A 21,405-nucleotide genomic window follows, 5' to 3' on the forward strand; every position below is an offset into this window, starting at 1 on the left:
CTCCACCGTAGTGCGCGCCCGCCGCCCGGGGAAGACCCGCGGTCGGGGGACGGTCCCCGGTGCGGGGCCGGCTCAGTTCGCGAAGACGTCCTGCAGCCGGTCCTGGTCGGTCCACAGGGCCACGGAGTCGCCGCCGTTGTTCAGCACGGAGGCGGAGCCGCCGTTGTAGGAGGCCCCGTCCGTGTCGGGGCCCGGGCCGGTGTACACCCGCAGCTGCTCGCCCGGGTCCAGCTCGTAGCCGTCGCCCACGGACAGGACGTTGTTCGCCGCGTCGCGCAGGATCCAGCCGCTCACGTCCACGGTGCGGGCGCCCGTGTTCGTGAGCAGCACGTGCTCGCCGGTCCCGTACTGGACGTCGTCGCCGGGCACGTCGTTGACGGCGCCGGCGATCTCCACGCCGTGGTCGCCCGGGTACGGGTCCAGGCCGTCGAGGAGACGGTCGGCCTGGACCGGGAAGTCGCCGGTGACCATGTCCACCCCGAGGTCGAGCACGTGCTGGACGGCCTCCGCGGAGTTGACGGTGTACACGCCCAGGTCCAGGCCGGCGGCGTCGACGCGCGCGACGTCCTCCGCGTCCAGGGTGCGGTAGTTGGTGCCGACCGAGTCCACGAAGCCCGCCCAGCGCTCGATCGTGGCAGCATCGGGCACGGACCCGGTGAGCTGCTGGAGGGGGACCTCGGGCGCGAGGCCGGCGAAGGTGCGGTTGGAGGCCTCGTCGAAGCCGATGACGGTGACCTTGCCGGCCTCCAGCAGCTTCGACCAGTCCTTGTCCTGGGCCAGGGCGTCGGCGACGACCTGTTCGACGCCCGGAGAGTTCCGCGGCGACTTGATCTCGATGTAGACCCCGGTGTTGACCGTGGCGACCTTCGCGGCGTCGTCGAGGTGGGGGATCCGCTCGCCGGCGAACCGCGGGCCGAAGTACGCCCCGGCGTCGAGCTGCTGCAGCTCCGCCCAGGTGAAGGAGGTGACGGGGTCGTTCTCCCGGCCCGGGAAGACCTCCGCCACGTTCGTGGTGCGCGCCGGGGTGTCGTCGTGGAAGAGGAACGGCACGCCGTCGGCGCTGAGCTGCACGTCGATCTCGAGGTAGTCCACGCCGGCGGCGCGGGCGTCCTTGAACGCGGAGACCGTGTTCTCGGGGGCGGTGCCGGCGGCGCCCCGGTGGCCGATCACGAGGGGGCGGTCGGCGTCGGCGGGGGCCGCGACGGCCGGCGCCGCGACGGTCAGCACGGTCGCCGCGCTGAGGGCTCCGGCGGTCACGGCGCGCAGGACGGGAACGAGGGGAACGGACACGGGGGTGCTCCTTCGAGCTCGGGGGACGGTGCCCCGCCAGTCCAGCCGGGCCGGGTGACGGCGCGGCCGACGCGAGGTGAAGCGCCGGTGATCTCCTGGCGTCGAAGGACCGGCCGGTACCGTGGGCGGCATGGACGCCGACACCCTGGTCAACCTGCTGCTGGTCCTGCTGTTCGTGGTGATCGGGGGTGTCTTCGCCGGCACCGAGATGGCGATCGTGAGCCTGCGGGAGAGCCAGATCCGCCGGATCGAGCGCTCCGGGCGCAAGGGCGCCCGCACCGCGGCGCTCGTGCGCGACCCCAACCTGTTCCTCTCGGCGGTGCAGATCGGCGTGACGGTGGCCGGGTTCTTCTCCTCGGCCTACGGCGCCTCCACCATCGCCCCGGACCTCGCCCCGCTGTTCGAGCGGGCCGGGCTCTCGGGGTCCGCCGCGCAGACGGCGGCGCTGATCGGGATGACCCTGGTGATCGCCTACCTGTCCCTGGTCTTCGGGGAGCTGGTGCCCAAGCGCCTGGCCATGCAGCGCTCGGTGGGCTTCACCCAGCTGCTGGCCCCGCCGCTGAACCTGTTCGCCAAGCTCATGCGCCCGGTCATCCGGCTGCTCTCGGCGTCCACCAACCTCGTGGTGCGGCTGCTCGGCGGGGACCCGCACGCCGTCACGGAGGAGGTCTCGGCGGAGGAGATCCGTGAGCTGGTGGTGGACACCCGGGGCATCGGGCCCGTCTCCCGCTCGATCCTCACGGACGTCTTCGAGGCCGGGGAGCGGCGCCTGGCCGAGGTGATGCGGCCCCGCCCCGACGTGCAGTTCCTCGACGGCACCCTGTCCATCACCGAGGCGTACCGCACGGCGCTGACCCTGCCGCACTCCCGCTATCCGGTCACGGGCGCCACCGTGGACGACGTGCTCGGCTTCGTGCACATCCGCGACCTCGTGCAGGCCGACGCCGACGGGGACGGCGTGATCGAGGCCCCGCCCCGCACCCTGCGGGACGTGGTGCGGCCCATCCCCTTCCTGCCGGAGACCAACCACGTGCTGCGCACCCTCCAGGCCATGCGCAAGAACGGGCAGCACATCGGTCTCGTGGTCGACGAGTACGGCGGCACCGCGGGCATCGTGACCCTGGAGGACCTGGTCGAGGAGCTCGTGGGGGAGATCTACGACGAGTTCGACGCCGGGCTGCGGGAGCACGAGGACACGGTGCTGCGCTCGGGCGAGGCCGTGCTGGTGGACGGCGGGCTCATCATCCAGGAGGTGCCGGAGGAGACGGGCCTCACCATCCCGGAGGGCCACTACGAGACCGTGGGCGGGTTCGTCATGGACCGCCTGGGCCGGGTGGCGCGCCCGGGCGACGCCGTGCAGGTGGACGGGTACCGGCTCGAGGTCCTGGCCGTGGACCGCAGCCGGGTGGAGCGGGTCCGGATCACCCGGCTGCCGGACGGCGGGCCGTCCTGACCGGGGCCGCGCCGGGCGCGGCCCCCGGCGGGCTCAGTGGCCCCGGAAGGCCTCGGCCAGCCACCACGCCCCGCCGTCGGAGGCGATCTTCGCGTCGACCACCAGCGGGCGGTCGCGGGGCCCGTCCGCCCAGGCGCGCACGGCGGCGAGGTCCTCGACCCTGCGCACCACCACGCCCTCGGCGCCGAAGCCGCGGCCGACCGCGGCGATGTCCACGTCCGGGAACACCACGGTGTCCAGCGGGACGTCCCCGGCGCCCGGACCGGCGAAGTGGTGCACCTCGGCGCCGTAGGCGGCGTCGTCGTAGACCACGCAGACCAGCGGCAGCCCCAGCCGCACCGCCGTCTCGAGCTCCGCGACGCCCATGAGGAAGCCCCCGTCCCCGGTGCCCAGCACGGGCAGCCGGTGCGGCTGCGCCAGGGCCGCGCCGATCGCGGTGGCCAGACCCAGGCCCACCGACTGGAAGGCCTGGGTGAAGCAGAACCCGCGCTCGTCCGGCACCGAGAGGTACTGGCTGGGGTAGCCCATGAAGTTGCCGCTGTCGACCGCCACGACCCGCTCGGCGGGCAGCAGCGCGTCCAGCTCGCGGGAGAGCACCCGCGGGTCGATCCGCTCGCCCGTGGAGAGGTCCTCGAACGGCACGTCCCGCCAGCGCCCCTCCCGGGCGATCCGTGCCGCCAGCTCGGGGCTGCGCCAGGAGGAAGACGCCTCGGGTGCGCCCTCCAGCGCGGCCAGGACGTCGCGGGCGGTCTGCGCGCAGTCGCCCACGACCCCGAGCTCCAGCGGGCGGTCCACGGGCCGGTGCGCGCCCAGCGCGGCCTCCTCGACGTCGACCTGCACCACGGCGGCCTCCGGGCCGATCAGCCGCCCGTGCCGGGTGGTCCACATGTTCAGGGCGCAGCCCCAGCCCACCACGAGGTCGGCCGCGCCGATCAGCTCCGCGGCCAGGGGCGTGGAGAAGCCGCCGGAGATGCCGAGGTCGAACTCCTCGCCGGCGAACAGCCCCTTGGCGACCGCGGAGGTCGCCAGCAGCGCCCCCGTGCGCTCGGCCAGGGCGGCCAGCTCGGCCCGCGCCCCGCGCGCCCCCCGGCCGGCCACGAGCACCGGCCGGCGGGCGGTGGCCAGCAGCGCGGCGAGCCGGCCGGCGTCGTCGCCGTGCGGGCGCACCCGCGGCGCGGGCGGAACCGCGGCCGCTCCGGAGGTCTCCGGAGCGGCGGCGGCCTGGACGTCGAGGGGCACGCTGAGCACCACGGTGCGGCGGTCGTTGCGGGCGCGGCGGAACGCCCGGACGACGTCGGCCACCGCGCTCGCGGGGGAGTGCACCCGTTCGGCCACCGCCCCCACGGACCGGGCGAGGCCGTCCTGGTCGACCCGGAAGTTCGAGTGCACGGCCGCGGCCTGGGCGTCGGCGGTGAGCACCACCAGCGGCGTGCGGGACTTCGCGGCCTCCCCGATCCCGGTCACCGCGTTGGTCAGCCCGCAGCCCTGGTGGGTGGTCAGCACCGCGACGCGCCCGCTCGTGCGGGCCCAGGCGTCGGCCATGGTCGCGGCCCCGCCCTCGTGCCGGGCCGCGGTGAAGGGCACGCCCGCCGCGATCAGCGCGTTGGTCAGGTGGAAGTTGCCGCTGCCGACCACGCCGAAGACGTGGCCGGCCCCCAGCTCCGCGAGCGTGCGGCCCACGAGCTGGGCGACGGTGCCGCTCACGCCCCGGCCCGCTCGACGAGGGCGAGCACGCGGGCGGGACTGCCGGTGCCGCCCACCACCGGCAGCGGGGCCACGACCAGCTGGGCGCCGAGGACCGGCAGCCGGTCGAGGCCGCGCAGCGACGTCAGCCCGTACTTGTCGGCGCCGAGCAGGTGGTGGTGGGCGGGGAAGGGCGGGTCGAAGCCGCCCGCCACGCCGGCGTCGATGCCGACGGTCTCCACCCCGAACCCGCTCACGTGCGGGTGCGCGGCCAGCCACCGCGCGGCCGCCACGGACGGCCCCGGCGCGTGCAGGCCGTGCTCGTCGGCGTTGAGGAACCGTGCGGGGTCCTCCCCGCGTGCGGACCAGCCGGTGCGCAGCAGCACCCAGCAGTTCTGCGGGAACCGCCCGTGCTCGGCCTCCCACCGGTCGAGGTGCTCGGGCTCGAGCAGGGCGTCGGCGTCCGCCTCGGCCTCGGCGGTGAAGTCCACCACCGCGGCGCGCCCGACGAGCCGGGCCGGTTCGATCCGGTCCACCGACTTCCCGTGCCGTCCCGTGATCCAGTGCACGGGGGCGTCCAGGTGCGTGCCGGCGTGCTCGCCCACCCGCAGGTCGTTCCACGCCCAGCCCGGCCCGGCGTCGTCGAAGGCGCTCACGGGGGTCATGGACAGGCCCACGGTGTTGGCGAAGGGCGCGGGCAGCTGCAGGATCGGGGTCTCCGGCGTCAGCGGGGTGGTGAGGTCGACGACCTCCACCGCCCCGGCGGCCAGCGCCGCGCCCAGTTCGGTCAGGACGTGCATGGGACGGTCCTCCTCCGGCCCCTGCGGGGGCCCTCTGCGCCCGTGGTCTCCGTCGTGGGCCCGGTGCCCTCGCCATGGTGCGGTCCCCGCCATTGTGCCCCGGGCGTCCCGGCACGGGCACACGGCGCGGACAGCCGGAAATCCGGCACGAAAAAATGCGCTATCCATTGTCTCTGGTCAGGCGCATCCTGGAAGGACGAAGAGGCCGCCGTCACCGGCCGGGTCTCGTGGACATCCCCAGGAGGATCAGCCATGGCCACCACCGAGTTCGTTCCCGTCTCCGACTGCAGCGTGGGGCAGTGCTCGTACAACCACGACCACGAGTGCACCGCCCACGCCATCACCGTCTCCGGGTCCTCCGGCCACGCCCACTGCGGCACCTTCATCCCGCTGGGCAAGGAGGGCGGTCTGCCGACCGTCCACGCCGAGGTCGGGGCCTGCCAGCGCGCCGAGTGCGTGCACAACTCCCACCTGATGTGCACCGCCCACGACGTGAAGATCGGGGCCGGCGCGGACGAGGCCGACTGCCTGACGTATCAGGCGGCCTGAGTCCGTCCCCACGCCACCCCCTGGTCCCGGCAAGCCGCCGGGACCAGGGGGTGGCGTCGTCCCCGGGGTCGTGGTGTTCCGCGCCCGCGGTGGCCTCGCGTCGGCGCCCACGGTGGTGCCGGACCGGACTCCGGGCGGTGCCGGGGCGGGCCCCGGAGTGCCCGGCGCGGGACAATGGAGACGTCCGAACGGAGACCATCGACGACGAGAGGACGGTACGACCATGGACGAGGAGATCCGGCTCAGCGGAGCCGACCACCCGCACGTGCAGATCCCGCGGCTCGGAGAGCTCGATGCGATCTGGGTGCGGCGGATCGTCCTGGCCGCCCTGTTCAGCCTGGTCGTCGGCCTGCTGGCAGGCATCGCGGCGGCGCTGCTGCTCGGGGCGGACGGCACGCTCGGCCCCGCGCAGTGGGGGCTCATGGCCGGTGGCGCGGCCCTGCTGCTCAGCGGCATCGTCCTGTCCCTGACCCGCGCCGACGACGCCCCCCGCAACGACCTGATGGACGCCCGCGCCCGGGCGAGCAGGGGACTGCGGATGTCGGTGCGCCGGGAAGCGATCCCGCAGGACCCGGTGCTGCGGGAGATGCAGGACTACATGGCGGTGGAGATGGTGCAGTACGCCTGGCCGATCGCGCTCGCCGTGCCCGGCATGGCGCTGGTGGTCTGGGCGATCTTCGTGCCGGCGCCCGTCGTGGTCGTGGCGCTGCTCCTGGTGCTGGTGTGGGCCGTGATCCGGGTCAACGGGACCGTGGTGGGCCGGCGCTACTACGGGCTGCGCGGCCTGCTCTGACCGACGGGCCCGCTCCCGCCGGCACGCCCCCGCCGGCCCGGGCCGCTGTCCCGGGCCGGCGGCTCAGCGCCGCGGGAGGCGGAGGAGCTCCACGTCGGTGAGCCGGCCGCCGTCGGCGACGGCCGTGACGTAGGTGCAGTACGGCTGCCGCCGCCGGTCGGTGGGGGAGCCGGGGTTGAGCAGCCGCAGCCCCTGGGGGGTCGTGCTGTCCCACGGGATGTGGCTGTGGCCGAAGACCAGGACGTCGAGGCCGGGATGGGCCCGGTCCATGCGGGCCTCCCGCCCGGCCGCGGCCCCGGTCTCGTGGACCATGCCGAGGCGCACGCCCCCGATCGTCTCGCGGGCCACCTCCGGCAGCCGCTCGCGCAGCTCGGGGCCGTCGTTGTTGCCCCACACCCCCACCAGCCGCGCGGCCCGCTCCTGGAGCCGCTCGAAGGTCGCGAGGTCGACCCAGTCGCCCGCGTGCAGGACCACGTCGGCCTCGTCGACCGCCCGCCACACCGGTTCCGGCAGGTCGCGGGCGCGCTTGGGGACGTGCGTGTCGGCGAGCAGCAGGAGTTTCACCATGCGCTCAGCCTCGCACGGGCAGCGGGCCGCCGTCGCGCCGGACCCGCTCCACCGGCCGGGAGGCGAGCTGGGGGCGGACGACGACGGCGAGCGCGCCGCGGCCCCGCCCGGGGTCGGTTGCCGGGCCGGTAGTTGTCGGTGCGCGGCGATGTCGGTGGGATGCCGGCCGGCACGGAGGGGCCGGTGGGCGCGGAACCGGCCGGGCCGGCCGGGCGCCGCGGCCCGGGTGCGGTGCGGGTCAGGCGGTGAGGGGGGTGCGCAGCGGGCACCGGGGTACGGCGAACCAGCACACTGCGGCGGCCAGACCGGCCGCTGCGGCGGTGATCCCGACGACGGCCCCGGCGGTGCCGGGCAGTTCCTGGGCCAGGACGAAGACGCCCATGACCAGGACGAAGACGCCGAAGCCCCTGCGCAGGGCGGCCTCGGGGATGCGGCCGGCGAGCCGGGCGCCGGCGAACGAGCCCAGGACCGCGGCGACGGTCACGGCCCCGACCAGGACCCAGTCCGGGGAGACCGTGGTGAGGTAGCCGCCGAGGCCCGCGAAGGACTTCATGGCGATGACGACCAGGGAGGTGCCGACGGCCACGGGCATGGACAGCCCGCCGAGCAGGGCCAGGGCCGGGACGACGAGGAAGCCGCCGCCGGCCCCCACCAGACCGGTGACCAGACCCACGACCAGGCCCTCGGCGACGACCTTCAGGACGGGCAGTTCGCCGTCGTGGGCCCGGGCGGGCCCGTTCCTGCGGCCGCGGATCATGGCCAGGGAGGTGGCGACCATCATCACGGCGAAGGCGATCATCAGCACGGCGCCGGGGACGCGGCCGCCGAGGAGGCCGCCGGCGAAGGCCCCGGCCATACCGGCGGCGCCGAAGACCAGGCCGGTGCGCCACTTCACGCGACCGTTGCGGGCGTGGTCGACGGCGCCGACGGCCGAGGTCACCCCGACCACGAAGAGCGAGGCCGCGATGGCCTCCTTGGGGTCCAGGCCGGTGACGTAGGTGAGGATCGGCACGGTGAGGATGGACCCGCCGCCGCCGAGCAGTCCGAGCGAGAGCCCGATCAGCACCGCCAGCAGCAGGGTCAGCACGAGGGTGAGAGTCATGGGTCGAGGTCCTTTGCCTCCGCGTCCGGCGCGGGTCGTGCGGCGGTCCCGGGGGTCCGGGGGCCGTGCAGTGGGTGGACGCCAGTCTGGCAGATACCCCTGGGGGTATGCAAGTACCCCGGGGGGTATTCTCTGTGCCCGGCTGATCGCCGTGCGAGAACGGACCGCCGGCAGGCTTCCCGAACCGGGCCGTTGCGGCCAGAGTGGACGGGTACGACCCGGCGAGACGCAACCCGTGCGACGCACCGGCGAGAAGCAGCCGTGCGACAGGCTGCGGCGGGACCGGCACGGCAGCCGGTGCCGCACCGGGGGCAGACGCCCCCGGTCCCGCGGCTGCCTGTGACCGCCCGTCCGTGTCCACCCGCCCGTGTCCGCCGGTCCATGTCCGTCCACCCAGCAGGAGGTATGCGCATGACCACCGACATCACCGGCAAGAAGATCGCGTTCATCGCCACGAACGGCGTCGAGGAGCCCGAGCTCACCGAGCCCTGGAAGGCCGTGCAGGAGGCCGGTGGCACTCCCGTGCTGCTGTCCCCGGAGCAGGGCAGCATCACCGCCATGCAGGGTGACTGGGACCGCGCCGGCAGCTACGACGTCGACGCCACGCTGGCCGACGCCTCGGCCGAGGACTTCGACGCCCTGGTCCTGCCCGGCGGCACCCTCAACGCCGACAACGTGCGCGTGGACCAGGACGCCCTGCGCCTGGTCAAGGAGTTCGACGCCGCGGGCAAGCCGATCGCGGCCATCTGCCACGCCCCCTGGATCCTCATCGAGGCGGGACTCGCCCAGGGCCGGCGGCTCACGTCCTACAACTCCCTGGCCACGGACCTCAAGAACGCCGGCGCGGACTGGGTCGACGAGGAGGTCGTCGTCGACGGCCGGCTCGTGACCTCCCGCAACCCCGGTGACCTCGAGGCGTTCAACCGCGAGGCCCTGAAGCTGTTCGCGGGCTGACGGCACCGCACACGCGACAGGCCCCCGTCCGGAATTCCGGGCGGGGGCCTGTCGCGTACCGGGACCGGGCGCGGCGGCCCGGCGGCTCAGTGGCGGCCGTCCGGCCGCACCTCCTCCTCCCGCACCTCGTCCTCCTCGTAGACGTCGGGGATGCCGTCGTGGTCGGCGTCGACCGACTCCAGCCGCTCGATCTCGCGGTAGCGCCGGTTGCGGGCCCGCAGCAGCACCGAGGCCAGCGTGGCCGCCAGCACGGACGCGGTGAGGATCGCCACCTTGGCCTGGTCACCGGCCAGGCTGCCCGGGGCGAAGCTCAGCTCCGCGATGAGCAGCGAGACGGTGAAGCCGATGCCGGCCAGGAGAGCGACGCCCACGAGGTCGATCCACTGGAAGGTGGGGTCGAGCCGGGCGCGCGTGAGCTTGGTGACCAGCCACGTGGCGCCCACGATGCCGATCGGCTTGCCCAGCACCAGGCCGGCCACGATGCCCAGCGTCACCGGCGCGGAGAGCGCGGAGGTCAGGCCCTCCCAGCCGCCCACGGCCACGCCGGCGGAGAAGAAGGCGAACACCGGCACGGCGAACCCGGCGGAGAGCGGGCGGAAGCGGTGCTCGAAGATCTCGGCCAGACCCGGCCCGGCCGAGGGCCCGCCCTCGGCCCGGCTGCGGATCACCGGCACGGCGAAGCCGAGCAGAACACCGGCCACGGTGGCGTGGATGCCGGCCTCGTGCACGAGCGCCCAGACGACGGCGCCGAGGGGGAGCAGGACCAGCCAGGCGGCCGGGGCCTTGAGGCCGAAGAACCGCCGGTACTTCTGCGCCAGGAAGAGGTACAGCGCGAACGGGATCAGGGCCAGCAGCAGCGGCTGGACCGAGACGTCCTCCGAGTAGAAGACGGCGATGATCGTGATGGCCAGCAGGTCGTCGACCACCGCGAGGGTCAGCAGGAACAGCCGCAGCGCCGTGGGCAGGTGCGAGCCGATGATGGCCAGCACCGCCACGGCGAAGGCGATGTCGGTGGCGGTGGGAATGGCCCAGCCGCCGGAGGTCTCGGGGTCGGAGAGGTTGATCGCGGCGTAGATCGCGGCCGGCACCAGGACACCGCCGACCGCCGCCGTGATCGGCACGACGGACTTGCGGAACTCGCGCAGGTCACCGGCCACGAACTCGCGCTTGAGCTCCAGGCCCACCAGGAAGAAGAAGATCGCCAGGAGGCCGTCGGCCGCCCACGCGCCGAGGCTGAGCTTCAGATGCCAGGGCTCGTAGCCGACCTCGAGGTCGCGCAGGGCGAAGTAGCTGTCCGCGAACGGGGAGTTCGCCCAGACGATCGCGACAAGGGCGGCCGCCACGAGCAGCAGGCCGCCGACGGTCTCCTTGCGGAGGATCTCACCGACCCGCAGCACCTCGCGGTAGCTGCCGCGGCGCAGCGTGTCGTTGCGGTGGTTCTGGGAACGGTTCTCGGGGTGGTCCTCCGGGTGGACCGTGGGATCGTGAGCAGACACGGGGTTCCTCCGTCATCGGGCAGCAGAATGTTCCTGCCGACCAGACTTCCCGGCTCACCTGGTGCTCAGTCTACGGAACCTGGCGGTGCACGCCACCCGGGCCGCCGGCTGTCACAAACGTCCCGGGAGGCAGTGGGGCTAACGCGCTGGTCAGGACGCGTGCGAACCTGTCAGCAGATCCGCTCGAGGAAGGGGAACCCCGTGCTGGAGATCCGAGGTGCCGCCCAGAACCGGGCCACGGTCGAGCCCCGGCGATCCGCCGAACCGGCGGCCCGGGAACGGCCCGCCGTCGCCGTGCCGGGGGTGCTGGTCGTGCTCGGCGCGGCGCTCGTCGTGGGCGCCTCGCTGGGCGGGCCGACGTGGTCGGGGGTCCTGCGGGACGCCGGCATCGTGCTGCTCACCGTGGGCGGGGTGGGTCTGCTCCTCGCCGCCGCGCCGGCGCACCGGCCCGCCGCCGTGCCCGCCGAGGCACCGTCCCGTCCGGCGGCCGAGCCGGCCGTGCCCCACGGCGACCAGCTGGGCCTGGTGGGGGTCCGCGAGGAGCTCGACGTCGTCGACGTGCTCCGCAGCGTGCGCCCCGGCCAGGAGCTGTGGTGGATGGACACCTTCCCGCTGACGCTGGCCGGTGATCTCGACGCCATCCACCGCGCGCTCCGGGTCGGGGTCCGGGTGCGGCTGCTGGTCCTGGACCCGCGGTCGCCGGCGCTCGCGGCCCGGCTGCGGGAGATCCGCCACCACTACGGGCTCTCGCCGATGGACCTGCGCCGCAGCTTCGACACGCTGGTCCACCAGCTCCGGGCGCTGGGGGAGACCGACCCCGTGGTCGCCGAGCGCCTGGCGGTGCGGGTCCACGACGGTCTGCCGGGGGCACCCCTGTTCCTGGTCCTCGGGGAATCCGCCCCGGCGGAGCGCCCCGCGGCGGAGGCCGGCGCGGCCCCGGAGCAGATCCCGGCCACGCCGGAGGTCGTGCGGGCCTTCACCAGCTACTACCTCCTCGACGCGAGCCAGGACATGCCCTACTTGGAGTGGCGGGAGGGGCCCTTCGCGGAGCGGCTGCACGACTACGCGCGCCACCACTGGACCGAAGGGCACATGGTCTTCCCGCTCGAGCCCGGCGACCGCTCGGCCTCGGCGTTCAGCGTCCGGGCCGAGCACGCGCCGCGCAACGGCCGCAGCGCCGACGGCTCCTGACGTCCCGCTCCCGCCCACGCCCGCCGGGCCCGTCCCCGGAGCGTCACGGCCTGTGGCGGCAGGACCGCATGTCTGCTGAGATGGCGGCATGGACGTTTCGGACTTCAAGACCCTCTTCGGGGACAGCATCCGCACCTGGCTCGACTGGGACGCGCTCGACGACGAGAACGCGCAGGTCGAGGACCTGGTGCTCTCGTCCCGGGAGGACATCGGCGCGCTCTACACGGTGTGGCACGTGGACCCCGAGGGCAACCCCGGCGAGTGGTCGCACCCCCAGCACCGGCCGCTGACCATCGCGCAGGCGGCCGAGACCAGCTGGCCGGAGGACCGGCAGGCGAAGCTCGACGGGATCCGCGACGAGCTCGCGGACAACGACGAGCCCGTGGTGCTGACCCTGCCCGTCTACCGGGCGGACGACAACCTCGTGGTCCTGGACTCGAACCACCGCATCGTGGGGGCCTACCGCGCGGAGGCCGAGCTGCGGGTGCTGCTGGTGGTGCTTGCCGGGCCGGCCTCCTCCCTGATCCTGCCGGGCCTGGCCCAGGTGGAGAACGACCGGGCCGACCGGATCTGAGGCCCCGCCCGCGCGGCGTCAGCCGGTGCGCTCCTGCTCGTCCGCGGCGACGAGGTGCTCCAGGACCACGTCGGCCGGCGGAGCCTGGGCCGCGTCGGGCAGGTCATGGCCGGGTCCCGGCACGGTGACGAGCCGGGCGGAGCCGATCACCGCGGCGAGGCGCCGGGCCTGCGGCGGAGGGTCGACCAGCCCCTGGCTCGGCCCATCGCCGAGGCGTCGGCGCCCATGACGAGCAGCACGGGGACCCCTCCTCCGGGCCGACATCCTCGACCCACAGCACGCAGTGCTCGTCCACGCGCACGGCGCGTTGCCTGGACTCACCACCGCTCCGCCGTGTGCGGCGTCACACCCGCCGGTAGCATGGCTCTATGAGCGACCACGACGCCCGCTGCCCCGTCCCGCACGGTGATTCGCACGGCGACCCGCGCGGTGACCGGCGCCGGACCGCTCCGCCCGGGGAGTCCGCCACGCCCCGGGTGGAGGTGCGCGACGGCGTCTGGCACGTCCGCGCCCTGCCGCTGGTGCGCCAGGTGCTGCGGGAGGCCGACGCCACCGTGCAGGCCGGGTTCAGCGCCGAGACCGCCCGGCAGGGCCTGACCGGCGACCACCCGCCCGTGCTCTACGCGGACGGCCCGGAGCACCGGCGCCAGCGCACCGCCACCGCCAGGTTCTTCACCCCGGCCACCGTGCGCCGGCGCTACCGGGACCTGATGGAGGAACGGGCCGACGACCTCGTCGAACGGATCCGGCAGGACGGCGGGGCGGAGCTCTCCGCCGTCACGCTGCGCTACTCGGTGGAGGTCGCCGCCCAGGTGGTGGGGCTGACGAACTCGGACATCGACGGGATGTCCCGGCGCCTGGAACGCTTCTTCAGCGGCCCCGTCACCGGCTCCTCCGGTGCCCCGCAGCGCCGGCTCCCGGGACGGCTGGGCGCCGTCGTCGGCTCCGTGCGGCCGGTGTGGGCGATGAGCGCCTTCCGGTTCCGGGACGTGCGCCCGGCCATCCGTGCCCGGCGGGAGCAGCCGCGGGAGGACGTGATCTCGCACCTGCTCCAGCAGGGGTACACGGACCGGGAGATCCTCGTCGAGTGCCTCACCTACGCCGCCGCGGGCATGGCCACCACCCGGGAGTTCATCGCGGTGGCGGCCTGGCACCTGCTGGAGGACGACGGGCTCCGCGCGGAGTACCTCGCCGCCGAGGAACCGGCCCGGCACGGGATCTTGCACGAGATCCTGCGCCTGGAGCCGGTGGTGGGCCACCTCTACCGCCGCACCACCCAGGACCTGGTCCTCGAGGACGGCGGGGAGCGCCACGAGGTGCCGGCGGGGGCGCTGCTGGACCTCTACGTCCGGCAGGCCAACGCGGACCCGCAGGAGCTGGGGGAGGACGCCCGGCAGCTGTGCCCGGAGCGCCCCCGCCCGAAGGGCGTGCGCCCCGAGGTGATGTCCTTCGGCGACGGCGCCCACCGCTGCCCGGGCGGGTTCATCGCGATCCAGGAGACCGACGTCTTCCTGCAGCGGCTGCTGCGGCTGCCGCTGGAGTTCGCGCACCCGCCCCGGGTCTCCTGGGTGGAGCTCATCGCCGCCTACGAGGTGCGGGACGTGGTGCTGCGGGTGGGCGCCGGTCAGGGGTGGCGCGAACCCTCCCCGGCGAGCACCGCCCGGTAGCCCTCCCGGTAGGTGGGGTAGCGCAGCTGCACCCCGGACGCCCGCAGCCGGGCGTTGGACAGCCGCTTCGAGCCCCGCCGCGGCGCGTCGGCCTCCGGCACGTCCTCGGGCAGCGGGGCGCCGAGCTCCTGGGCCAGGAACTCGAGGACCTCCCGCTCCGGCGCGGGCTCGTCGTCCGTGCCCAGGTACAGCGTCAGCGGCTGGGCCTCCATGGTCAGCAGGTGCACGGCGGCCGCGGCGGCGTCGTCGCGGTGGATCCGGTTGGTCCAGGCGGCCCCGGCCGCGGTGTCCCCGGAGCGCACCTTGTCGATCAGCCGGGTCCGGCCCGGCCCGTAGATCCCCGACAGCCGCAGGACCGTGCCGTGCGGGAACTGCTCGTGGAACAGCTCCTCCGCCTCCAGCAGGATCTGCGCGGTGGGGGTCGCCGGGGCCGGAGGGTCGTCCTCGGTGACCTCGGCACCCCCGGCGTCCCCGCACACGGCGGTCGAGGAGATCAGCAGCGCGCGGCGGGGCAGCGCCCCGGCGGCGCGCAGCCCGTCGAAGAGGTGGCGCAGCCCGTCGAGGTAGGCGGCCCGGTAGGCCTCCGGGGTGCGCCCGTCCGCGGCCGTGGCCACGACCAGCAGCTCGACGTCGCCCGGCAGCTCGGGCACCTCCGCGCTCAGGTCCACGGGCACCCCTGCCAGGGGCGGGGGCACCAGCTCCGCCCGGCGGCGCAGGCCCAGCACCTCGTGCCCCTGCTCGGCCAGCCGCAGCCCGATCTCCGTGCCCAGGTCTCCGCATCCCGCGATCACCACGCTCATGCCGGCCATTCTCGCACTCCCCGCCCGTTCCGCCCGCCCGTTCCGCCCGCCCGTTCCGCCCGGCCGGTGCGCCATGCCGTTCCCTCCGCGCCCGCCCCGGCATAGGTTGGGGACAGGCACGCACCGCGGGGAGGCACCGCGGGCCGGCGCCGCGGGACGGGCGCCGTGCCGGGACGCGAGAGGCAGGAGCCGGCGATGGAGTGGTACCGCAAGGACGTGGAGGAGCTCCCGGCCGGGGCCTGCTGGCAGCTGCTCAGCACCGCCGGGGTCGGCCGGCTGGCCGTGGTGGTGGACGGGGCGCCCGAGATCTTCCCCGTCAACTACGCCGTGGACGGGGAGTCGGTGGTCCTGCGCTCCGCGGCGGGCACGAAGACGGCCGCCGCGATGGCCGCCGCTCCGGTGGCCTTCGAGGTCGACGGGCACGATCCGGCGACCTCCACGGCGTGGAGCGTGGTCCTCAAGGGCCCCGCCGAGGAGGTGCAGCGGGGCCACGCGCTCATGGCCGCGCTGGAGCTGCCGCTGTTCCCGTGGCAGGCCGGGGTCAAGGACCGGTTCGTGCGGATCGTCCCGGCCGCCGTGACAGGGCGCCGCTTCCCGGTGGTGGACCCGGCGGCGTGGAACTCCCCGGCGGCCGTGGGCCGGCGGACCCCGGGCGGCTCGGCCCGCTGGACCGGGGCCGGGCCCGGCGAGCCGTGAGGCCCCGCGACGGTCGGAGCCGCACGGACCACCGGCCCCGGCGGGAGCCCCCCGGAGCCGGCCGTGTCGGCCCCGGAGGGCTGCCGGGGCGCGGTCAGTAGGGTGGGGGCATGGCAGCGCACACCGTCCACACCGTGGGGCACTCCACCCGCTCCGCCGAGGAGTTCGTGGAGCTGCTGCAGGAGTTCGGCGTGCAGCACGTCGTCGACATCCGCACGGTGCCGCGCTCGCGGACCAATCCGCAGTTCGACCTCGACCGGCTGCCCGCCACGCTCGCGCGCGCCGGGATCGGCCACACCCACTGCCGGGGGCTGGGCGGTCTGCGCCGCACGTCGAAGGACTCGGTCAACACCGCCTGGCGCAACGCCTCGTTCCGCGGCTACGCCGACCACATGCAGACCGAGGAGTTCCGCGCGGCGCTGGCGGAGCTGGAGCGGCTGGCCGCGGACCGCGTCGTCGCGATCATGTGCGCGGAGGCCGTGTGGTGGCGCTGCCACCGCTCCCTCGTGGCCGAGGCCCTGCTGGTGCGCGGGCACGACGTGCAGCACATCATGGGCCCCGGCGCGCTGACCCCCGCGACGCTGCGGGACTTCGCCGTGGTCGACGGCGACCGGATCACCTACCCAGGAGGAGAACCATGCGGCACCTGAACGAGATCGCCCTGCAGCACCTCAACGAGGCCCGCCACAACGGCCACGGCCGCAGCTCGGAGCGCCTGCTGCACCAGAAGGTGCTCCGCCAGACGCTGGTGGCACTGAAGGAGGGCACGGTGCTGGCCGAGCACAACGCCCCGTACGCGGGCAGCCTCCAGATCCTGCACGGACGGATCCGCGTCAGCTCCGGCGAGGACCTGGTGCTCGAGGCCGGGCAGCTGCACGTCCTGCCCGAGGAGCGGCACTCGGTCGAGGCCCTGGAGGACGCGGTCGTCCTGCTCACCGCGGTGACGGGCATCGAGGACGCCGCCGAGTAGCCGCGGCCGGAGCGCCGGCCCTCGGCCGAGCGTCCGGAGCGCCCCGGGCCGGCTCAGCGGCGGCCCAGCTGCTTCTCCCGGCGGTAGGCGATGAACACACCGGACAGCGCGATCATCAGCATCATCGCCGCGATGAGCGCGAGGGTCGCCGCGCCGTCGATCAGCGCGGCGACCAGCAGGACCAGGGCGATCGTGGACAGCAGGACCTGGAAGATCAGCACGGGGAGCCTTCGGTCGGGAACGGGAGCCGCACCGAGGCTACCCGAGCCGGGGACCCCGCGGCGGCGGGGCCGCCGCGCATTCCCGGTTTCGCCCTGCGCGTGAGCCGTGTCCCTGTGGCCCGGACGCGGCTAGCGTCGGGGAGGACGACGCACTCCCTCCACACCGTAAGGAGCACCCCCATGTCCCACGTAGCCATCATCGGCGGCCACGGCAAGGTCGCACTCATCCTCTCCCAGCTGCTCAAGACCGGCGGCAACGACGTCACGAGCATCTTCCGCAACCCGGACCACACGGACGACGTCGAGAACACGGGGGCGACCCCCGTGGTCGCCGACGTGGAGCAGCTGTCGGTCGCACAGATCGCCGACCTGCTCGAGGGCCACGACGCCGTGGTGTGGAGCGCCGGCGCCGGCGGCGGCAGCCCCGAGCGCACCTACGCCGTGGACCGGGACGCGGCGATCCGCGCGATGGACGCCGCCGAGGTGGCCGGCGCCAAGCGCTTCGTGATGGTGTCCTACTTCGGGGCCGGCCAGGACCACGGCATCCCGGAGGACGACCCCTTCCACGCCTACGCCCAGGCCAAGGCCGACGCCGACGACCACCTGCGGGCCTCCGCGCTGGACTGGACCATCGTGGGCCCCGGTGCCCTCACCGAGGACGAGGCCAGCGGCAAGATCGACGTCTCCACGGGCGAGCGCGACGGCGAGCGGAAGACCTCCCGCGCCAACGTGGCCCTGGTGGTCGGGGCCGTGCTGGACGACCCCTCCACCGTGGGCAAGAAGATCGACTTCTCCGACGGGGACACGCTGATCTCCGACGCGCTCGAGGTGGTGTCCTGAGCCGCTGAGCCCGGCCGGACGAGGGGCGGCGCCGGGACCCGCGCGGCTCCCGGCGCCGCCCCTCGGCGTGCGGGGGCCCGGGGCGAGGGCTCGGAGGCGACGGCCCGGGCACGCACCGCGGCGCCGACGCCGCCCGGCGGCCGCCACACGGTTCCGCCCACGAAGAACTCCCGCGCCCCGCCGTGCCACGGGGTGCGGTCGTTCCCTACGCTGAGCTCATGAGCACGCACCAGGATGACATCCAGCACATCGTCGAGTTCGTCAACCGCACCCGGGTGGGCATGCTCGGCACCCGGGAGCCCACCGGCAAGCTCGTCAGCCGTCCCATGACCGTGGTCGACGTCGCCCCCGGGGAGGACCTGGACTTCTTCACGAGCCGGGACACCTCCGCCGTCCGGGACGTGCGGACCAACGACGCCGTCAACGTCGCCTTCGTGGGCGACCACGAGTGGGTGTCGATCTCCGGCGCCGCCGAGGTGGTCGAGGACCCGGCGGTGATCGAGGGGCTGTGGTCGGACGCGCTGAGGGCCTACTACCCGGACGGGCCCTCGACCCCCGGTCTGGTGGTGCTGCGCGTGCGCACCGAGACCGCCGAGCACTGGCGCGCTCCCGGGACGGTGGCCACCGCCCTGCGCTGGGCCAAGGCCCGGGCCACCGGTGGGCAGATCGATCCCGGCGAGTCCACGGTGGTGGACCTGTGAGCCTGCCGCCGATCCACCAGGGCGCCTCCGCGGGGCGGAACCCGGACGAGCTGGACCTCGACGAGCCGCTGCGGCTCACCGCGGTGGTGCACGGCGCCGTGCAGGGCGTCGGCTTCCGCTGGTGGACGGCGCACCGGGCCGAGGAGCTGGGCCTGGTCGGCTCGGCCGTCAACAACACCGACGGCACCGTGGGCATCATCGCCGAGGGCCCCCGGCGGGCGGTGCGGGACCTGCTCCAGGCCCTGCACGGCCGCGAGGCGCCCGGCGCCGTCATGAAGGTGGACTCGCACTACGGCCCGGCCACCGGCGAGTTCAGCGCCTTCGTCACGGGCTGAGCCCGCCGGCCCCGCCGTGCGGGGGTGGAGGCCCGTCCCCGCCGTTCTACGATGGAGGCATGGCGCACGACCACACCGGAGTCCGCGGGCGCGCCGCGGACGGGCACGACCACGGGCCCGGGCACTCGCACGCCGGGCCCGGGACCGACCGGTGGCGGATCGCCACCGCGTTCGGCATCACGGCCGCCCTGTTCGTCGTGCAGCTCGCCGGTGCGCTGTGGACCGGGTCCCTGGCCCTGCTCCTCGACACCGCGCACGTGCTCACCGACGCCGGGGGGCTGCTGCTCGCACTGGTCGCCGCGCAGCTGAGCCTGCGCCCGCCCACCGCCCGGCGCACGTGGGGCTGGCGGCGCGCCGAGATCGTGGCCGCTGCCCTGCAGGCGGGGGTGCTGCTGGCCGTGGGGCTGTTCGTGCTGGTGGAGGGGGTGCGCCGCTTCGTCGAGCCGCATCCGGTGGCCTCCGCCGAGCTGGTCGTCTTCGGCGTGCTGGGGCTGCTGGGCAACCTCGTGGCGATGGTCGTGCTCTTCGGGGGCCGCCGCTCCAACCTCAACCTGCGGGCGGCGATGCTGGAGGTGCTCAACGACGCGCTGGGGTCCGTGGCGGTGATCGTGGCGGCCGTGGTCATCACGCTCACCGGCTGGGTGCAGGCGGACGCCGTCGTGGCCCTGCTCATCGGACTGCTCATCGTGCCCCGCACCATCCGGCTGCTCACGGAGTCCCTGTCCGTGCTGCTGGAGAGCGCACCCCCCGGCCTCGACCTCGCCGACGTCCGGGGGCACATCCTCGGCCTGCCCCACGTGGTGGAGGTCCACGACCTGCACGCCTCCCGGATCTCCTCGGACCTGCCCGTGCTGACCGCCCACGTGGTGCTCGAGGAGGAGTACTTCTACGCGGGCGGGTCGGCCGAGGCCCTGGGCCGGATCCAGCGCTGCGTGGCCGAGCACTTCCCGGTCTCCGTCCAGCACTCCACGATCCAGCTGGAGCCCGCCGACCACGTCGAGCCGGAGGTGTGCGCGCCCCATGACTCCTGAGCCCCCGAGCAGCGAGCAGCACTGCCTGGTCGTCTACGTCCCCGCCACGCACGCGGAGCAGGTCCTGCAGGCCCTCGGCGACGCCGGGGCCGGCCGCGCCGGCCACTACTCCCACGTGGCCTTCGTCAGTCCCGGGACCGGCCGCTTCACGCCGCTGCCCGGGGCCGATCCCGTGATCGGGGAGGTCGGGAGGCCGGAGGAGGTCGACGAGGTCCGGATCGAGACCCTCTACCCGGCGGCCGCGCGCGAGCGCGTGCTGCGGGCGATGGCCGGGGCCCACCCCTACGAGGTCCCGGCTTTCGCCACCTTCCCGGTCCACGACCGGGGCCCGTCCTTCGACGAGCAGGGCCGGCTCAGGGGGCGGCCGGGTCCGGCATGAGCGCGGAGCGGATGAGGAACCGCTTGCCCTCCGGGGCCTCCACCGAGAAGCCCGAGCCGCGCCCCACCACCACGTCCACCGTGAGCAGGGTGTGCTTCCAGTACTCGAACTGCTCCCGGGACATCCAGAACTCCAGCTGGGCCGTGGCCGGGTCGCCGGGCAGCCGGAACACGCCCAGGAGCACGTCCGCCGGGCCGGTGAGGAAGTCCCCGGCCGGATAGCACATGGGCGCCGACCCGTCGCAGCACCCGCCGGACTGGTGGAACATCAGCCGCCCGTGCCGCTCCCGCAGCGTCCCGAGCAGCTCCACGGCGGCCGGGGTCAGGGCCACGCGGGAGAAGGTCTCGCCCTCGACGGCGGGGGCGGACTTCAGGACGGCGGTGTCCGCGGAGCTGTCCGCGGTGCCGCTCCCGGCGGGGCTCTGCACGGTGTGGTCGGTGCTGCTCACGGCGCGCTCCTCGGCTCGGCGATGTGAGCCAGGCTACAGGCGGGCGAGCAGTTCCTCCAGGCCCAGTCCGTCCAGCACCCCCGCCGGGTGGGGCCCGGCCGCCGCGAAGGCGTCCGCCCATCCCCGCGGCAGGGGGCGGCGGCCGGCCACGAGGACCAGGTTGCCCGGGTAGCGGCCGGTGAGCAGCCGCTGCTCGGCCAGGCACCACACGTCCGCGAACGCCGAGCGCACGGCCCGGGCCTGGCCGGCGAAGAAGCCCAGCCCGGGGTCGTCGCCCACGTTGACGACCAGCACGCCGCCCGGCGCCAGGAGACCGGCGGCCTCGGCGTAGAAGGACGGCTCCGTGAGGTGCCCGGGCGCGTCCCGGCCCGAGAAGACGTCGAGGACCACCACGTCGGCGGTCCCGGGGGCCACGACGTGCGGCAGCGCCGCCCGGGCGTCGTCGACGACCACGCGCACGTCCGCCCCCGCGGGCAGGGGCAGCGCCTCGAGCACGAACGCGGGCAGCTCCCGCTCGAGCTCCACGGCCGCCTGCGGCGATCCGGGCCGGGTCGCCGCCACGTACCGGGCCAGGGTCAGCGCCCCGGCGCCCAGGTGCACCGCGGTGACCGGTGCGCCCGGTGCGGCCACGACGTCGACGACGTTGGCGACCCGCCGCAGGTACTCGTAGAAGATCTCCTCCGGGTGGGCGAGGTTTACGTGGGACTGCTCCGCCCCGCCGATGGACAGGACGAACCCGCCCTCGGTGAAGCCGTCCGGGGTGATCTCGGCGTGCACGCCGGCGTCCTTCAGATATCTGCGCATGAGCCCATTGTCACGTCCGCGGCGGGAATGAACCGGGGCGCCGGGCGGCTGCACCGGTGTA

Annotated in this window: 26 protein-coding genes; 15 read left to right on the top strand and 11 right to left on the bottom strand. The window is 74.8% G+C overall.

Features of this window, described 5'->3' with window-relative positions; genetic code table 11:
• Positions 1–72: 72 nt before the first annotated feature.
• On the bottom strand, positions 73–1,290 hold the full coding sequence (locus tag GMA12_RS02335; protein WP_370829977.1) for a glycerophosphodiester phosphodiesterase family protein: 1,218 nt from the start codon (positions 1,288–1,290) through the stop codon (positions 73–75).
• 130 nt (positions 1,291–1,420) lie between these two features.
• Between GMA12_RS02335 and GMA12_RS02340 the strand changes: the two genes are divergently transcribed.
• Positions 1,421–2,743, top strand: coding sequence for a hemolysin family protein (locus GMA12_RS02340; RefSeq protein ID WP_156266853.1), 1,323 nt, complete (start codon positions 1,421–1,423; stop codon positions 2,741–2,743).
• 33 nt (positions 2,744–2,776) lie between these two features.
• Here the strand turns inward: GMA12_RS02340 and GMA12_RS02345 are convergent, their stop codons facing one another.
• Positions 2,777–4,447 carry a thiamine pyrophosphate-binding protein gene (locus tag GMA12_RS02345; protein WP_162459384.1) on the bottom strand — a complete coding sequence of 557 codons (1,671 nt, stop codon included), beginning with the start codon at positions 4,445–4,447 and terminating at the stop codon, positions 2,777–2,779.
• On the bottom strand, positions 4,444–5,226 hold the full coding sequence (locus GMA12_RS02350) for a cyclase family protein (RefSeq protein WP_156266855.1): 783 nt from the start codon (positions 5,224–5,226) through the stop codon (positions 4,444–4,446). Before GMA12_RS02350 ends, GMA12_RS02345 begins: the two co-directional genes overlap by 4 nt.
• A 252-nt stretch (positions 5,227–5,478) precedes the next feature.
• Between GMA12_RS02350 and GMA12_RS02355 the strand changes: the two genes are divergently transcribed.
• Both GMA12_RS02355 and GMA12_RS02360 read left to right on the top strand, forming a co-directional pair.
• A complete protein-coding gene (locus tag GMA12_RS02355) occupies positions 5,479–5,775 on the top strand; it encodes a DUF1540 domain-containing protein (RefSeq protein ID WP_156266857.1) in 297 nt (98 codons plus the stop codon).
• Between the two features lie 223 nt (positions 5,776–5,998).
• Positions 5,999–6,568 (top strand): hypothetical protein, encoded by a 570-nt coding sequence (locus GMA12_RS02360; protein WP_156266859.1) that lies wholly within the window; start codon positions 5,999–6,001, stop codon positions 6,566–6,568.
• A 63-nt stretch (positions 6,569–6,631) separates the two neighbouring features.
• Here the strand turns inward: GMA12_RS02360 and GMA12_RS02365 are convergent, their stop codons facing one another.
• Positions 6,632–7,135 (bottom strand): metallophosphoesterase family protein, encoded by a 504-nt coding sequence (locus GMA12_RS02365; protein ID WP_156266861.1) that lies wholly within the window; start codon positions 7,133–7,135, stop codon positions 6,632–6,634.
• A 238-nt stretch (positions 7,136–7,373) separates the two neighbouring features.
• Positions 7,374–8,237: a sulfite exporter TauE/SafE family protein gene (locus GMA12_RS02370; RefSeq protein WP_156266863.1), complete on the bottom strand. Its 864-nt coding sequence runs from the start codon at positions 8,235–8,237 to the stop codon at positions 7,374–7,376.
• A 411-nt stretch (positions 8,238–8,648) separates the two neighbouring features.
• On the opposite strand from GMA12_RS02370, the gene GMA12_RS02375 reads away from it, so the two are divergent.
• Positions 8,649–9,191, top strand: a complete 543-nt coding sequence (locus GMA12_RS02375; RefSeq protein WP_156266865.1) for a type 1 glutamine amidotransferase domain-containing protein — start codon at positions 8,649–8,651, stop codon at positions 9,189–9,191.
• 86 nt (positions 9,192–9,277) lie between these two features.
• On the opposite strand, the gene nhaA is transcribed toward GMA12_RS02375, so the two are convergent.
• Positions 9,278–10,612 (bottom strand): Na+/H+ antiporter NhaA, encoded by a 1,335-nt coding sequence (gene nhaA / locus GMA12_RS02380; protein ID WP_156267412.1) that lies wholly within the window; start codon positions 10,610–10,612, stop codon positions 9,278–9,280.
• A 276-nt stretch (positions 10,613–10,888) separates the two neighbouring features.
• Between nhaA and GMA12_RS02385 the strand changes: the two genes are divergently transcribed.
• Positions 10,889–11,878, top strand: a complete 990-nt coding sequence (locus tag GMA12_RS02385) for an alginate O-acetyltransferase AlgX-related protein (RefSeq protein WP_156266867.1) — start codon at positions 10,889–10,891, stop codon at positions 11,876–11,878.
• 88 nt (positions 11,879–11,966) lie between these two features.
• Positions 11,967–12,452, top strand: coding sequence for a hypothetical protein (locus GMA12_RS02390; protein ID WP_156266869.1), 486 nt, complete (start codon positions 11,967–11,969; stop codon positions 12,450–12,452).
• An 18-nt stretch (positions 12,453–12,470) separates the two neighbouring features.
• Here GMA12_RS02390 and GMA12_RS19195 read toward each other — a convergent pair whose 3' ends face one another.
• Positions 12,471–12,602, bottom strand: coding sequence for a hypothetical protein (locus tag GMA12_RS19195; protein WP_276607340.1), 132 nt, complete (start codon positions 12,600–12,602; stop codon positions 12,471–12,473).
• A gap of 218 nt (positions 12,603–12,820) precedes the next feature.
• On the opposite strand from GMA12_RS19195, the gene GMA12_RS02400 reads away from it, so the two are divergent.
• Positions 12,821–14,119, top strand: a complete 1,299-nt coding sequence (locus GMA12_RS02400) for a cytochrome P450 (protein WP_156266871.1) — start codon at positions 12,821–12,823, stop codon at positions 14,117–14,119.
• Here GMA12_RS02400 and GMA12_RS02405 read toward each other — a convergent pair.
• Entirely contained in the window at positions 14,077–14,919 is an 843-nt protein-coding gene (locus GMA12_RS02405; RefSeq protein WP_156266873.1) for an SDR family oxidoreductase, read from the bottom strand. The genes GMA12_RS02400 and GMA12_RS02405 overlap by 43 nt on opposite strands.
• A 195-nt stretch (positions 14,920–15,114) precedes the next feature.
• On the opposite strand from GMA12_RS02405, the gene GMA12_RS02410 reads away from it, so the two are divergent.
• The 3 genes from GMA12_RS02410 (at position 15,115) to GMA12_RS02420 (ending at position 16,585) form a co-directional block, all read left to right on the top strand.
• Positions 15,115–15,615 (top strand): pyridoxamine 5'-phosphate oxidase family protein, encoded by a 501-nt coding sequence (locus GMA12_RS02410; RefSeq protein ID WP_156266875.1) that lies wholly within the window; start codon positions 15,115–15,117, stop codon positions 15,613–15,615.
• Between the two features lie 110 nt (positions 15,616–15,725).
• Complete coding sequence (locus tag GMA12_RS02415) at positions 15,726–16,265, top strand: DUF488 domain-containing protein (RefSeq protein ID WP_156266877.1); 540 nt, start codon at positions 15,726–15,728, stop codon at positions 16,263–16,265.
• Positions 16,253–16,585 carry a cupin domain-containing protein gene (locus tag GMA12_RS02420; protein ID WP_156266879.1) on the top strand — a complete coding sequence of 111 codons (333 nt, stop codon included), beginning with the start codon at positions 16,253–16,255 and terminating at the stop codon, positions 16,583–16,585. Before GMA12_RS02415 ends, GMA12_RS02420 begins: the two co-directional genes overlap by 13 nt.
• A 53-nt stretch (positions 16,586–16,638) precedes the next feature.
• Here GMA12_RS02420 and GMA12_RS02425 read toward each other — a convergent pair whose 3' ends face one another.
• Entirely contained in the window at positions 16,639–16,806 is a 168-nt protein-coding gene (locus GMA12_RS02425; RefSeq protein ID WP_156266881.1) for a hypothetical protein, read from the bottom strand.
• A 180-nt stretch (positions 16,807–16,986) separates the two neighbouring features.
• Between GMA12_RS02425 and GMA12_RS02430 the strand changes: the two genes are divergently transcribed.
• From GMA12_RS02430 to GMA12_RS02450, 5 genes are all read left to right on the top strand, one after another.
• Positions 16,987–17,646 carry an SDR family oxidoreductase gene (locus GMA12_RS02430; protein ID WP_156266883.1) on the top strand — a complete coding sequence of 220 codons (660 nt, stop codon included), beginning with the start codon at positions 16,987–16,989 and terminating at the stop codon, positions 17,644–17,646.
• A 218-nt stretch (positions 17,647–17,864) separates the two neighbouring features.
• Positions 17,865–18,347, top strand: coding sequence for a pyridoxamine 5'-phosphate oxidase family protein (locus GMA12_RS02435; RefSeq protein ID WP_156266885.1), 483 nt, complete (start codon positions 17,865–17,867; stop codon positions 18,345–18,347).
• Complete coding sequence (locus GMA12_RS02440; RefSeq protein WP_162459386.1) at positions 18,344–18,682, top strand: acylphosphatase; 339 nt, start codon at positions 18,344–18,346, stop codon at positions 18,680–18,682. The genes GMA12_RS02435 and GMA12_RS02440 overlap by 4 nt, the downstream gene beginning before the upstream one ends.
• Positions 18,683–18,741: 59 nt before the next feature.
• Entirely contained in the window at positions 18,742–19,713 is a 972-nt protein-coding gene (locus tag GMA12_RS02445; protein ID WP_156266887.1) for a cation diffusion facilitator family transporter, read from the top strand.
• Positions 19,703–20,092 (top strand): YqfO family protein, encoded by a 390-nt coding sequence (locus tag GMA12_RS02450; protein ID WP_156266889.1) that lies wholly within the window; start codon positions 19,703–19,705, stop codon positions 20,090–20,092. Before GMA12_RS02445 ends, GMA12_RS02450 begins: the two co-directional genes overlap by 11 nt.
• On the opposite strand, the gene GMA12_RS02455 is transcribed toward GMA12_RS02450, so the two are convergent.
• Together GMA12_RS02455 and GMA12_RS02460 are read right to left on the bottom strand one after the other, a co-directional pair.
• Positions 20,067–20,465: a DUF779 domain-containing protein gene (locus GMA12_RS02455; RefSeq protein WP_156267416.1), complete on the bottom strand. Its 399-nt coding sequence runs from the start codon at positions 20,463–20,465 to the stop codon at positions 20,067–20,069. The two genes, GMA12_RS02450 and GMA12_RS02455, sit on opposite strands and share 26 nt — an antisense overlap.
• A gap of 108 nt (positions 20,466–20,573) precedes the next feature.
• Entirely contained in the window at positions 20,574–21,344 is a 771-nt protein-coding gene (locus GMA12_RS02460; RefSeq protein WP_156266892.1) for a spermidine synthase, read from the bottom strand.
• Positions 21,345–21,405 lie beyond the last annotated feature (61 nt).

The organism is Kocuria sediminis (assembly GCF_009735315.1).
GTDB classification, from domain to species: Bacteria; Actinomycetota; Actinomycetes; order Actinomycetales; family Micrococcaceae; genus Kocuria; species Kocuria turfanensis.

Bases quoted from the DNA above. Each gene is read 5' to 3' on its own strand.
- GMA12_RS02340 (WP_156266853.1), top strand. From the start codon at position 1,421: ATGGACGCCGACACCCTGGTCAACCTGCTGCTGGTCCTGCTGTTCGTG.
- GMA12_RS02350 (WP_156266855.1), bottom strand. From the start codon at position 5,226: ATGCACGTCCTGACCGAACTGGGCGCGGCGCTGGCCGCCGGGGCGGTG.
- GMA12_RS02355 (WP_156266857.1), top strand. From the start codon at position 5,479: ATGGCCACCACCGAGTTCGTTCCCGTCTCCGACTGCAGCGTGGGGCAG.
- GMA12_RS02360 (WP_156266859.1), top strand. From the start codon at position 5,999: ATGGACGAGGAGATCCGGCTCAGCGGAGCCGACCACCCGCACGTGCAG.
- GMA12_RS02365 (WP_156266861.1), bottom strand. From the start codon at position 7,135: ATGGTGAAACTCCTGCTGCTCGCCGACACGCACGTCCCCAAGCGCGCC.
- GMA12_RS02370 (WP_156266863.1), bottom strand. From the start codon at position 8,237: ATGACTCTCACCCTCGTGCTGACCCTGCTGCTGGCGGTGCTGATCGGG.
- GMA12_RS02375 (WP_156266865.1), top strand. From the start codon at position 8,649: ATGACCACCGACATCACCGGCAAGAAGATCGCGTTCATCGCCACGAAC.
- GMA12_RS02390 (WP_156266869.1), top strand. From the start codon at position 11,967: ATGGACGTTTCGGACTTCAAGACCCTCTTCGGGGACAGCATCCGCACC.
- GMA12_RS02400 (WP_156266871.1), top strand. From the start codon at position 12,821: ATGAGCGACCACGACGCCCGCTGCCCCGTCCCGCACGGTGATTCGCAC.
- GMA12_RS02405 (WP_156266873.1), bottom strand. From the start codon at position 14,919: ATGAGCGTGGTGATCGCGGGATGCGGAGACCTGGGCACGGAGATCGGG.
- GMA12_RS02410 (WP_156266875.1), top strand. From the start codon at position 15,115: ATGGAGTGGTACCGCAAGGACGTGGAGGAGCTCCCGGCCGGGGCCTGC.
- GMA12_RS02415 (WP_156266877.1), top strand. From the start codon at position 15,726: ATGGCAGCGCACACCGTCCACACCGTGGGGCACTCCACCCGCTCCGCC.
- GMA12_RS02420 (WP_156266879.1), top strand. From the start codon at position 16,253: ATGCGGCACCTGAACGAGATCGCCCTGCAGCACCTCAACGAGGCCCGC.
- GMA12_RS02430 (WP_156266883.1), top strand. From the start codon at position 16,987: ATGTCCCACGTAGCCATCATCGGCGGCCACGGCAAGGTCGCACTCATC.
- GMA12_RS02435 (WP_156266885.1), top strand. From the start codon at position 17,865: ATGAGCACGCACCAGGATGACATCCAGCACATCGTCGAGTTCGTCAAC.
- GMA12_RS02445 (WP_156266887.1), top strand. From the start codon at position 18,742: ATGGCGCACGACCACACCGGAGTCCGCGGGCGCGCCGCGGACGGGCAC.
- GMA12_RS02450 (WP_156266889.1), top strand. From the start codon at position 19,703: ATGACTCCTGAGCCCCCGAGCAGCGAGCAGCACTGCCTGGTCGTCTAC.
- GMA12_RS02460 (WP_156266892.1), bottom strand. From the start codon at position 21,344: ATGCGCAGATATCTGAAGGACGCCGGCGTGCACGCCGAGATCACCCCG.